11 protein-coding genes are annotated in these 11,993 nt (G+C 56.5%); 9 read left to right on the forward strand and 2 right to left on the reverse strand.

The features are described 5' to 3' along the window. Positions 1-151 precede the first annotated feature (151 nt). On the reverse strand, positions 152-967 hold the full coding sequence (locus tag W02_RS19250; RefSeq protein ID WP_173050707.1) for a hypothetical protein: 816 nt from the start codon (positions 965-967) through the stop codon (positions 152-154). A gap of 408 nt (positions 968-1,375) precedes the next feature. Here W02_RS19250 and W02_RS19255 point away from each other — a divergent pair, with 408 nt between their 5' ends. From W02_RS19255 to W02_RS19290, 8 genes are all read left to right on the forward strand, one after another. Next, positions 1,376-2,794: a hypothetical protein gene (locus tag W02_RS19255; protein WP_173050709.1), complete on the forward strand. Its 1,419-nt coding sequence runs from the start codon at positions 1,376-1,378 to the stop codon at positions 2,792-2,794. 75 nt (positions 2,795-2,869) lie between these two features. Further along, positions 2,870-4,228 carry an urea ABC transporter substrate-binding protein gene (gene urtA / locus W02_RS19260; protein WP_173050711.1) on the forward strand — a complete coding sequence of 453 codons (1,359 nt, stop codon included), beginning with the start codon at positions 2,870-2,872 and terminating at the stop codon, positions 4,226-4,228. A gap of 120 nt (positions 4,229-4,348) precedes the next feature. Continuing rightward, positions 4,349-5,887, forward strand: a complete 1,539-nt coding sequence (gene urtB / locus W02_RS19265; RefSeq protein WP_173050713.1) for an urea ABC transporter permease subunit UrtB — start codon at positions 4,349-4,351, stop codon at positions 5,885-5,887. Positions 5,888-5,901: 14 nt separating this feature from the next. Then, on the forward strand, positions 5,902-7,038 hold the full coding sequence (urtC, locus tag W02_RS19270; RefSeq protein WP_173050715.1) for an urea ABC transporter permease subunit UrtC: 1,137 nt from the start codon (positions 5,902-5,904) through the stop codon (positions 7,036-7,038). After that, positions 7,035-7,799, forward strand: a complete 765-nt coding sequence (gene urtD, locus W02_RS19275) for an urea ABC transporter ATP-binding protein UrtD (RefSeq protein WP_173050717.1) — start codon at positions 7,035-7,037, stop codon at positions 7,797-7,799. The genes urtC and urtD overlap by 4 nt, the downstream gene beginning before the upstream one ends. After that, on the forward strand, positions 7,799-8,539 hold the full coding sequence (gene urtE / locus W02_RS19280; RefSeq protein ID WP_173050719.1) for an urea ABC transporter ATP-binding subunit UrtE: 741 nt from the start codon (positions 7,799-7,801) through the stop codon (positions 8,537-8,539). Before urtD ends, urtE begins: the two co-directional genes overlap by 1 nt. 113 nt (positions 8,540-8,652) lie before the next feature. Next, positions 8,653-9,024, forward strand: coding sequence for a hypothetical protein (locus W02_RS19285; RefSeq protein ID WP_173050722.1), 372 nt, complete (start codon positions 8,653-8,655; stop codon positions 9,022-9,024). Continuing rightward, entirely contained in the window at positions 9,021-10,328 is a 1,308-nt protein-coding gene (locus W02_RS19290) for an outer membrane beta-barrel protein (protein WP_173050724.1), read from the forward strand. Before W02_RS19285 ends, W02_RS19290 begins: the two co-directional genes overlap by 4 nt. A 107-nt stretch (positions 10,329-10,435) precedes the next feature. Here the strand turns inward: W02_RS19290 and W02_RS19295 are convergent, their stop codons facing one another. Then, positions 10,436-11,479, reverse strand: a complete 1,044-nt coding sequence (locus tag W02_RS19295; RefSeq protein ID WP_173050726.1) for an urea transporter — start codon at positions 11,477-11,479, stop codon at positions 10,436-10,438. Between the two features lie 174 nt (positions 11,480-11,653). On the opposite strand from W02_RS19295, the gene W02_RS19300 reads away from it, so the two are divergent. Continuing rightward, the gene (locus tag W02_RS19300) at positions 11,654-11,956 is read left to right on the forward strand and encodes an urease subunit gamma (protein ID WP_173050728.1); all 303 of its coding nucleotides are present in this window, start codon (positions 11,654-11,656) and stop codon (positions 11,954-11,956) included. Positions 11,957-11,993: the final 37 nt, after the last annotated feature.

The following is an 11,993-nucleotide window of genomic DNA, read 5'->3' on the forward strand; positions in this document are numbered from 1 at the left end:
TCTTTCGCAAGTCTAGCACGGCAGGAGCATGTGCGGCATGTGCAACAAACTGCGCGAGAAATGAGACACATCATGGAACTATCTTATAACCCCATCATTGAGGTTACGATCGGCGGAGAACGAAGCGACTCACAACAGCTGCGAGAACGGGCTACGGCGATTTCGAGGGCTTCCCCAAATCGCGCCGGATGTCCTCCACCTCTTTCTTGAGAGTATCGATTTCCACGTCTTTTCTCTTCATCTCCTCCCGGATCTGTTGTAAGTCTTGATCCTTCGCTCTTGATCCTTCGGTGGGGCTGACAGCGCGCTCCGTCGTGGGTGCAAGCGCCTTACTCCCGGCAGGCAATGCGGCTAGTCGTGCAAAGTCGATTGCAAAGAAAGCTTCCGGAGAACTGCCCGCAAGCAGGGAAGGTTTCTTTCCATTTTCGACCAATGCTTCCTTGGGCTCGAAGCGTAACTCGAGGTCGGTCTGCCCTGAAGGATCAGGTAATCGCCGGTTTGCCATGTTGATGGCATCTCCTTGCTCCGCTCGTGTTCGATATTCGCTCACGGTGAGGTAAAGCGAGCGTTCATGTACCAGAAGATGTCCCGTGGTGGTTTCGAGCAGAGTCGAATTGGCCAGGGGAGGCTCTGAGGATCCGATCCCCGCTCCACTCTGGCGCGAATAGGAAAGATCAGAAGGGTAGCGACGTATCTGGAAACCCACCTGCTGATCGGCTGCAGCCTGACGAAGCGCGGCGGACAGGAAGGGGGCTAAGAAGGTGATATCTTCCTCTGAGAATGCCTGGTCTGACGGGTGTGTCTTAGAGAAGACAGTCTGAAGCGCAGTGCTCGCGGCCGTCACCTTGACGCCACGGAGTGTACGCGCGATCACCGCTTCATCAAGGATAATCGGATGAGCTGCCTTGAACGATCGATCGGGAATCCGCTCGAGGTAGATTGACCCCTTTGGGGCCTCGTGCAGCATGGTATCCACCTCGGGGGTACTTGCGCATCCGCCTGTGAGGAGGATACAGACGAGTAAAAATCGGCCTATCATCGCACGTCGATCTTCAGCAAAAGCGTTCCAGTGTATGGTAGCGGGGGTAAGTTTAGCATAGGAACCGGAGTGCTGTACTGCAGGCCCTGAATAGGCTGCAGTTTTTGGAATACTGTCTTGACAAGCGGTAGGCAAAGGTCCTATAAGCGTGGCGCATCGTGCCGTACAGTGAGAGGGACAATGAAGTCCTGATCAAAGGCACGGGTTACTGCGAGAGGACAATGGCGTCCTTTTGGTCCACTTGGCGGGCCGGAAGGGCGTTTTTTTTTGACTCCAGCCGCTCCTTCCGGATGACATGAGTGATGAACCTGTTGTCGATCATGAGGAGGACTAGGAATGAGAAGCAGTGTGAGAATTCCAGGCTGGGCCATCACCGTGATCTTGCTCGGTACGGTGTTTGCGATGGAAGCTCCGGTTGTTGCTCAAGTGCAGGAAAAAGCCGCGGGTGAAGAGGCGGGCGGGGGGAGAGAGACGAGGAAATTGGAGGATGTGGAGCCGGCCGTCAATATCTGTGCAGGCTGTATCGCGCCACTCTTTACCAAAGGGAGTAAGGGAACGCTCACGCCGTATGGACGCATCGAACTCGATGGCATCTACAGTACAAGAAATACCAACCCGTTAGATCCACAGCAGTTCAATGGTTATGGCACGGCGGCCGGGCGGCAGGGCAATAGCAGTTCCACCCTCAATCCCCGCTACAGCGTGTTTGGCCTTCGAGCCGATAGAACGGACGGCGTCAGTACACTCGCTGGCGTCGTCGAGATGGACTTCTACGGGCAGTCTGACAGCGGCAACAACCTGTTGCCCCGTCTGCGTCTCGCGTACCTGAAATACTCGCCGAACAACAACAAGACCATTTTCACGGTGGGGCAGGACTGGAATCCCATTATGGGACTGTTGAGCGATAACATCGACTTTTCGATCATGGGCTACACCGGAAATCTCTGGCAACGTATTCCGCAGATCACGGTGCGGCAAAAATTTTCGGACAATTTTGAAGGACTCGTCACGGTGATGCGGTTCGAGCGTGGACTCTCCAACTGCTGCGGCAATACCCAAGTGCGGACGACAACCGACACCGGCGGCAATGGAGGCGGGCCTGGAAGCACATCGGCCTTTAACGATCCAGTTCAGATGCCATATTTCGGAACGAGGTTCGCGTTCAATGGCACCGGCAAGATGGCGGGGACGATGCTCGCGGTGAATGGAGCCTATCGATGGTATCGGTCGGCACCGACCCCTACCGGCGTTCTGGCCACTCCCGGCAAGGACATCAGCTCCTATCTCGTGGGTCTTGAAGCTGTTCATCAATTGGCCAAACAGCTAAGATTGACGTGGGAATTGGCCTATGGACAAGCGCTGGGGAATGAATGGTTCAGGTGGAACCAGGATTTGAACTGGTCGACCGGCAACCCTGTCCGCGCGTTAACCTCTTGGTTCCAATTGAGCTATGCCTACTCTCGCGATTATACGTTTCTGTTCGGGTACGGCATTGATAATCCCCTCGACAGCGATCTCAAGGGCAGCATCAATGCCTACGGGACAACGCCTGGGTCAACTGGATATAACTCGAGCATCCAGTATCTGTCCAACCAACGGACGTATCTCACGGCGATCCACCCGATATGGTCGGATTTCGTGATGGGATTTGAGTGGCAGCATTTCTGGACGAACTGGGCGCAGCCGACGACCTATTCGGCAAAGGCGTCCAATCAGGCGGACATGTTTACGTTGTCAGCCTGGTACAACTTCTAACCATAGAACGGATCAGGCGGTTCGTTGTTTAGCACAGGCGGATGGCGGACGGCCGATCACTGATAGGAGTCAAACATGAGCGCTGAACTCAACGACGGGCAACATCACCTGACGGCAGGGCCTGAGGAAGGACAGTCCCGGCGGGACTTTCTGGTACAAGGTTCAAAGACCGCAGCCAGTATAGGCATCGCCGCGCTGCTGGGGAACCTAGGCCATTGGGCTCTGTCCTATGCCGCGGACAAGGAGCCGGTAAAAATTGGTGTCCTCCACTCACTCAGCGGCACCATGGCGATCAGCGAAGTCTCTTTGCGCGACACAGTGCTGATGGCGGTGGAAGAGATCAATGCCAAAGGCGGCGTGATGGGTAGGCAGATCAAACCGGTGGTGGTCGATCCCGCCTCCAACTGGGATCTGTTCGCGGAAAAAGCCAAACAGTTGCTCTTGCAAGACAAGGTAGCCGTGGTTTTCGGTTGCTGGACTTCGGTCAGCCGCAAGTCCGTGCTGCCGGTGTTTGAGAAGAACAACGGCTTGCTGTTCTATCCGGTGCAGTACGAAGGCGAAGAATGTTCGCGCAATGTTTTCTATACCGGCGCGGCCGTCAATCAGCAGGCCGTGCCTGCCGTAGAATATCTGATGAGCAAGGAGGGCGGAGGATACAAGAAGTTCTACTTGCTCGGTACGGATTACGTGTATCCGCGTACGACGAATAAAATTCTTCGCGCCATGTTGCTCGCCAAGAAAGTGCCCGAGGCGAATATCATGGAGGAATACACGCCGTTTCATCACCAGGACTATCAGACGATTGTGGGCAAGATTAAGAAATTTGCCGCTGGAGGCGGGGCGGCGGTGATCAGCACGATCAACGGCGACAGCAATGTGCCGTTTTACAAAGAATTTGCCAATCAGGGATTGCGGGCGGAAGATGCTCCGATTATGGCCTTCAGCGTGGCGGAGGATGAGTTGCGCGGCATGGATACCACGACACTTGTCGGTCATCTGGCCGCCTGGAACTATTATCAAAGCGTTGACACACCTCAGAACAAGAAGTTCGTCGCGGACTTCAAGGCGTATTGCAAGAAGAACAATTTGCCGGACGGCGAAAAACGCGTGACGGACGATCCGATCGAGGCCGCGTATTTCGGCGTCCACGTATGGAAGCAGGCTGTCGAAAAGGCTGGGGCGCTCGAAGTCGATGCGGTTCGTAAGGCGGTGTATGGCCAGAAGTTTCTCGCACCGGGTGGAGAAATCATGATGGATACCGGCAACCATCATACGCATAAGCCGGTGCTCATCGGAGAAATTCTCAAGGACGGCCAGTTCAAGGTGGTGTCGCGTTCCAAAGGACTGGTGAAGCCTGAGCCATGGAGTGAGTACACCAACCCGGAGAAAGGCTGCGATTGGACCAGCCACCAGGGGACGTACCAGAAGCCGTAGTCGCTGCGAGTGACGCGTGCGGGACTTCGTCAGTTGAAAGATCGTAGAGAGAGACGAGCGGGTGACGAGGCAAATGGCCGACGTCACCCGTTGTCGTGTTCGGGAGGATTCGTGAAAAGCATGAGACAGGCAGCCATGGTATGGGCTGTGATTCTGTGCCTTGCGCAGGCAGGGACTTCAGCGCTGGCGGCGGACTCTTCGGCTCAGCCGGTGATCATGCCGCTCGAACAGGCACTTACCCAGATAACCAGTGAAGACGACACGGTGCGCGACACGGCGCTTGCCGCGGTCATCCAACAGGGAGATGCGACACTGCTTCCGCGTCTCGATGAGATCCGCGCTGGTGCGGAGCGCCCCATTCGTCTGGCGATCAAGCCGGTGATGGATCTCATTCGAAACCGGAGCAATCTCGACGATCCTGCCTCCCATGTTCGTCGTTCCGCTGCCACGGATTTGGGCACGTCCGGCCGGGTCGTCGCGATTCCATGGCTGGAAGCCGCGGCTGCGAAGGAAGACAAAAAATGGGTGCGCTATACGATGCAGGAAGCCGCAGCGCTGCTCAAGTTATCGTTGAATGACCAGGCCTCCAAGCTCGAGGCGATCGATACGTTGGGAGCCTTGTCGAGTCAGAACGGCGTGCCGGCGCTTCAAGAAATGATGACGGCCGGTCGAGCCTCCAACTCCACAGACGCACAAAAGGAATTGGCCAAACGGTCGTCCGCCGCAATCGAGCGGATCGAAACGTGGGGGGCCTGGTCGAACGCCATTGAAACCATCTTCCGAGGGATCAGCCTCAGTTCTATCCTCCTGATTATGTCGGTGGGGCTGGCCATCGTGTTCGGTCTGATGGGCGTCATCAATATGGCGCACGGAGAGTTGATGATGGTCGGCGCCTATGCGACCTTCCTCACCCAGGAACTCTTCAAGTCATTGCTGCCGCCGGCGATGTTCGATTATTATTTCGCTTTTGCCCTGCCCGTGGCGTTTGTGTTGGCGGCCTTGAGCGGATTGATTCTGGAGGCCACGGTCATACGGTTTCTGTACGGGCGTCCGCTCGAAACCATGCTGGCGACGTGGGGAGTGAGCCTGGTGCTCATGCAGGCGGCGCGCGTATATTTCGGCGATCTCACGGCCGTGGTCGCACCCGGCTGGTTGAGCGGAGGGCAGCAGGTGATGGTTGGAGTCTTTTTCCCCAACAACCGTTTGTTCATCATCGCATTATCCATCATCTGTGTGCTGGGCATCTATGGACTGCTGTTCCGTTCCAACCTCGGACTTCGCGTTCGAGCGGTGACGCAGAATCGGAATATGAGCGCGTGTCTCGGTATTCCCACGAGAAAAGTCGATGCCTATACCTTTGCGTTCGGTTCGGGGCTGGCCGGCATCGCCGGCTGGGCCTTGACCTTGATTGGGAACGTCGAGCCGGGTCTTGGTCAAAACTATATCGTGGATTCGTTCATGGTGGTGGTGACGGGCGGTGTTGGCAAGCTGGCCGGCACGATCGTCGCGGCCCTGGGAATCGGCGGGTTGAACAAGGTGCTCGAGCCGAGTTTGGGAGCGGTTTACGGAAAGGTCTGCATCCTCGTCCTTGTAATTTTATTTTTACAATGGCGGCCGTCCGGTTTGTTTGCCATCAAGGGGCGCCATGCCGATTCGTAATTGCCGGATGAACCATGTCCGAGTCTCCTGATCTCCAGCCCCGCCAGGCCCGTGAAGTCGGCCTCTCCTTCTGGGCTGCGGGGTTTGTGTTGCTGATCCTCATGCCGTTGCTCAACGTCCTGCCGCCGGAGGAGTCCTGGCTGCATCTGTCCGATTTTTCGCTCAACCGGTTCGGCAAATTTCTGGCTTTTGCCATTCTCGCATTGGGTCTGGACCTCATTTGGGGCTACACCGGCATCCTGAGTCTGGGGCAGGGAGTGTTTTTCGGGCTGGGGGCCTACTGCATGGGCATGCACCTCATGCTGGCGATCGGCAAGGAGAGCGTGTACGGAAGCGACCTTCCTGATTTCATGGTGTGGAATCAGGTCAAGGAACTCCCCATATTCTGGAAACCGTTCTACAGCTTTCCTGTCGCCGTCGTCGGGGCCATCCTTGTCCCGACCCTCTTCGCGCTCGTATTTGGATTCCTCGCCTTCCGCAGCCGAATCAAGGGTGTCTATTTTGCCATCATCACCCAGGCTCTCGCCCTCGTCGCATGGCTCGTGTTCAACCGTAATGAGACGAATCTGGGCGGCACCAACGGCCTGACCGATTTCAAACAGCTTCTGGGTTTCAGGCTGTCGGAGCCGGGCACGCAGCGGGCGCTCTATGTGCTGACGGTGCTGTGTCTTGGTGGAGCCTACCTGCTCTGCCGGTGGATCATTCGGTCCCGGGCAGGACGAGTGCTGGTTGCCGTGCGCGACAGCGAGGCGCGTGTCGTGTTTTCCGGCTACACACCGGCGAACTATAAATTATTCGTGTTCATCGTGGCTGCCGCGCTCGCAGGTCTTGCGGGGATGCTTTACGTGCCGCAAGTCGGCATCATTACTCCGGCGCAGATCGGCGTACTGCCGTCATTGGAAATGGTCATCTGGGTGGCCGTTGGAGGAAGAGGCACGTTGGCCGGAGCCGTATTGGGAGCCGTCAGCGTGAATCTCGGACGCAGCGTCCTGACCAATTATTTTCCCGAGTTGTGGCCCTTCATGCTCGGAGGACTCTTTGTGGTAGTCGTTCTGCTGTTTCCCGACGGCCTCATCGGGATCGGACGTAGGTTGAGGGAACATACGGTTTCCAGAAAAGTTCCCGTCGTGATCGAGGCTGAACGCTCATGAGCGAACGCGGGTCGATCATCTACCTGGAAGGCGTCATTGTCGATTACGACGGGTTCAAGGCGCTGAACAATCTTAATTTCATCGTCAATTACAACGAGCTGCGCGTCGTCATCGGTCCGAATGGCGCCGGCAAAACGACGTTGCTCGATGTGATCTGCGGGAAGACCAAGCCCGCTGCGGGGCGCGTGATCTTCGGCAAGGATGTCGAGTTGATCGGCCGGCGCGAGGACGAGATCGTCAAGCTGGGTATCGGGAGAAAATTCCAGGCTCCGTCGATTTATGGCAATTTGACCGTATGGGAAAATCTCGATCTGTCGTTAAAACGTCCGAGCAAGGGCGTTTTCCCGACGTTGATCGGAAAATCGACGCCGGAAGAACGTGAACGGATCGCCGCCGCGTTGGACACCATCGGACTACAGCTGCATGCCCACACGAGAGCGGGTTCGCTGTCTCACGGACAGAAACAATGGCTCGAAATCGGTATGGTCATCCTGCAGGATCCGCAGTTGCTGCTGGTTGATGAGCCGGTCGCCGGCATGACCGACAAAGAAACAGAACAGACGGGTGTCCTCCTGCAGTCGTTGGCCAAACAGCATGCCATCGTCGTGATCGAACACGATATGGAATTCGTGCGCCAGATCGCCAGAACCGTCACCGTGTTGCACGAAGGCACCGTCATCTGCGAAGGCACGGTGGAGAAAGTCCAAGCTGACGATCGGGTTCGCGAAATTTATCTGGGACGGCAGAAAGTGGCCCACTAATGCCCTCTGAATCGAACGGTCGGAATGTCATATTGGACTTGAGACGGGTCAATGCCTTCTACGGAGAAAGCCACATTCTGCGGAACGTCTCGTTCACGGTCGAAGCCGGTGAAGTGGCGTGCCTCATGGGCCGCAATGGGGTAGGGAAGACCACGACGCTCAAAGTCATCACCGGCCTGCTGGCTGTCCGCTCCGGAGAATTATTCTTCAATGGAACGGACGTGACGAAGCTGACGCCGGACCGTAGGGCGCGTCTTGGCCTCGCCTACGTTCCTCAGGGGCGGGAAATCATTCCACATCTCACTGTACGGGAAAATCTGAAGTTGGGGTTTTGGGCCAGATCGGATTCTCCAGCCGGCGATGTGGAGAAGGCGGCGTTTGAGGAAGTCTATCGGCTATTTCCAAAACTGACGCAGATTCTCGACCGTCCGGGTGGGGTGTTGAGCGGCGGTGAACAGCAGCAACTGGCGATTGGACGGGCGATCCTGTCTAACCCGAAGATGCTGCTGCTGGATGAGCCGACTGAAGGCATTCAGCCTTCCATCGTCGATCAGATCGAGGACGTGATCATAGGGTTCAAACATTCACGGCGGTTCGCGATTCTACTGGTCGAACAGGGCCTCCATTTCGCTGCCCGGCTGGCTGAAAAATATGTCGTCATGGCGAAGGGGGCCGTCGTGGCGGCCGGGAAAAGTCATGAGCTGAATGCTGAGATGGTCAGGCAGCACCTAACGGTTTAGCGTACAGTATTGTTCATGCTTTGCGAGTGTTGATGACGAATCGCTGACCACCATCGGTTGATATCCTCCGGTGCCCCCGCTACTATTCCCCACCTAGGTTCAAGGTTCCACACATGAATAGAACAGCTCTCACAATATGCTCCGTTATGCTTATGGCTCTCCTTCCGGCCTGCGCGACCTCGCGGTACACGTCGCTGGATCACGTCGATAAGGACGATGTCGAGCAGCTGAAGGAAAACGTTTTCCGTGTCGAGTATCGCGTCAGTTCCTTTACCCCACAGGAGCAACTTGATAAATACCTGCTACGCCGCTGTGCAGACCTGACCATTCGTGAAGGATATGATTACTTCCATCTGAGCCAACGGTTCGACGTCCTGATGATGTCCCGCCGGACTTCGATCACCGTGACCATGTTCAAGGGTGAGAAGCCCTCCGGTGTGTCGGATATGTACGATGCCAAGACAGTGGTGAACGAGCCGATGTGAAGGTGACGGACCGCCAACCTCGTCGAGGAGCTGCCTTTGCAGCCGGCCTGCTCCGCTTCATCCTGTCCCTATTCTGTATTTCTCTCTTCTCCAGTCAAACGTACGCCCAGTCCGAAGATCCTGACGGCGGCATCGGATATCTCGAGCACGTGGCGCTGCGACTCAAGGCAGCCGAACGGGCCGTTGGGAAGCGCATCCTGTCCGAGAAGCTGAATATCCGTCTTTACGGGTACCTCGAAGGTTCGTACACTCAGAATTTCAACAACCCGTCCAATCGAATCAATCAACTCCGGATTTTCGACGTCAATTCCAATGAGGTGCGGCCGAATCTCGCACAGGTTGTGCTGGAACGGGAATCTCAATCCACTAGTGGCAACTGGGCGGACCGGTTGGGGTTTAAATTGAAGTTCAATGCGGGGCGTGATTCCGATTTCATTGGAGGCACCAACCTGAGTGATTGGTCGGACTTTCAAGAGTTCTATGTTCAGTATCTCGCGCCGGTGGGCAAGGGCCTCGACATCAAGCTGGGCCAATTCAACAGCGTGGTCGGCTATGAAGTGGTGGAAAGTCCGCGCAACGCCAACTATTCCCGTTCGTGGCTCTTCGGAATTGGACAGCCGTTCACGACCCGCGGTGGCCGCCTGTCCTATCGATTTGACGACCAGGTGTCATTGACAGTGGGACTTATCGGCTACATCAATTCAGCACGCGCCGATTCCCGGCACGATTATCTGGTCGAGTCCGCACTGACGCTCGCGCCATCCAAGAACACGTCGGTTACACTGTACGCGCTGGCCGGACCGAGATCGGGTCCCACCGGTACATCTGGCGGCACGCTGTTTCTCGGTGGAGGCTATGTCAGCGTGCGTGTCACCGACCAGGCATCGGTTGTCGTCGAATCGTACTATGCGAATCAGTCAGGAAGCAGCACGATCAGTGCATCGGGAAATGCGCGATGGAACGGTGTCGCCGGATATGTGATGTATGATCTAAACCGGCGATGGGGTTTCCGGTTTCGCAGCGAACTGTTCGAGGATGCCGGAGGCTATGTCTCGTGCGGCGGTACGACCGACTATCAGCCCAGGGCGAACGTCTGTTTTGGGGCCTCGTCGACGGGAAGTGCTCCGGCGGTCGCACAGACGGTGTGGGAAGTGACCTCGACGTTGCAATACAAACCATTCGATTCGCTCATCACCAGACTCGAATATCGCTACGACAAATCCAGTCAGCACGTCTTTCAAGTCGGCGGGCGGGCGACGACCTATCAGCCCACGCTGTCTCTCGACGTCATCTATCTTTTCTGAAATCATGCAAGGGCGGAGTGAAGAGGGAGCATCGACTCGACGGCCTTGCGCGGGGTGGCACGTCTCTCCTGTGCGCAGAGGAATCCAACGCAGGTGCAGGCCGCTTGCTAGGAAGATTTGCCGAAGCGCCGTAGGTTGTCCTCAGGTGTGGTGGCATCGGCGGGTGCGACGGGAATCAGGCTTGAAAATCCGTCCTTTGCCAGCAGCATCAGCCAGGTGACAAACACGAAGGCCGATGTCAGCACCGGCATACCGGCCGGTTCCAGGAAAATGCCCAACGAAGCCCAGACGCGTGCCGTCACCAGAGCTCCGATGAATGCATAGAGGAATGCAGGCAGGTTGAATACGAGAAACATGCCTCCCAAGGCCATCGCGGTTAGCGCCGCATTGTAGCCGAACAGGCCATCCCTGATGGCCTCATCGTGGGCTCCGTAAAGGACGGCGACGCCGACAGCGAGTGTTGAGCCCATCAAGGCCATCAGCGCCCCGATGCGAGTGTTGACGGCGATGCCGGTCAGAATGACGATGCCGGTTACCCAGTTGTCCTGAAAAAATATTTCCGCGATCCCCATCGTGATGCCGTGGAACCAGGTGATCCAGGTATAGTCGGGCCTTGGACCGCTGAAGTCGGCCGGTGAAGTCGGTTTGAGCGCGTTGGAGACATCGATGGTCGTGAATTGGAGGAGCGCGCCGAGGAAAAACCACGTTGCCAGGACGAAGGGCATCGTCAGACCTGGAACCCTGTGCGGACCTAACAAGGCGCCGAACGCCGGTAGGATGATCGTCGTGAAGACGGCGCAGAGCATGATGTAGAAAATGAGATAGGCGTTTGGGACGTTGCCGGTCGTAAAATTCGGACTCGTGTAGGCGACGAAGGCGATTCCGATCAACGCACCGTTGAATCCGAAGAGGCCGTCTTTGATCATGCCCTTATCGGCTTTGAACAGGATCGCGGTCAGCGTGCTGACAATCGTGGCGAACAGACAGATTGTTCCGTAGATCCAGGAGTTGTAGAAGATGCCGGCAAGGATGATGGCGCCGGAGCGAGGATTATTCTGGAACACAACCTGGCCGATCCCGCGAAGGATCCAATCGACGAACCCGAAGACGGGATGATCCCGCCACCGGTCTTGAAAGGGGACGGTCGGCACAGGCGGCCTCCACGCGTTCGATGACGCGCCTTGACACGGTCGGCATCGTAGACTACGATCCCTTCCCCACGCAATAAGAATGTTCTAGGAACCACGTAATGGTCTTCCTTCCGTCCCGCACCTTGCTCGTGTTTGGGTTGGTCCAACCACCACGATCCAGTTAGAGGAGCCGCCATGCATCTGACTCCACGAGAACAGGAAAAACTCATGATTTACCTGGCTGCACAGCTGGCGAAGGAGCGGAAGGCTCGAGGCCTCAAATTGAATCATCCCGAAGCCGTTGCATACCTCACGTCCGCGGTGCTGGAAGGCATCCGGGACGGTCGGTCGGTGTCGGAATTGATGACCTATGGTGCCAATCTCCTGACAAGAAAAGATGTCATGCCAGGCGTTCCGGAAATGATTCATGAATTCCAGGTCGAAGGGACGTTCCCCGACGGAACCAAGCTCGTCACCATCCATAATCCCATCCGTTGAGTCAGGTTTGGTCGGCTCAATCACTGCGATGCCGGGA

The sequence above is a fragment of the Nitrospira sp. KM1 genome, assembly GCF_011405515.1.
Lineage (GTDB): Bacteria > Nitrospirota > Nitrospiria > Nitrospirales > Nitrospiraceae > Nitrospira_C.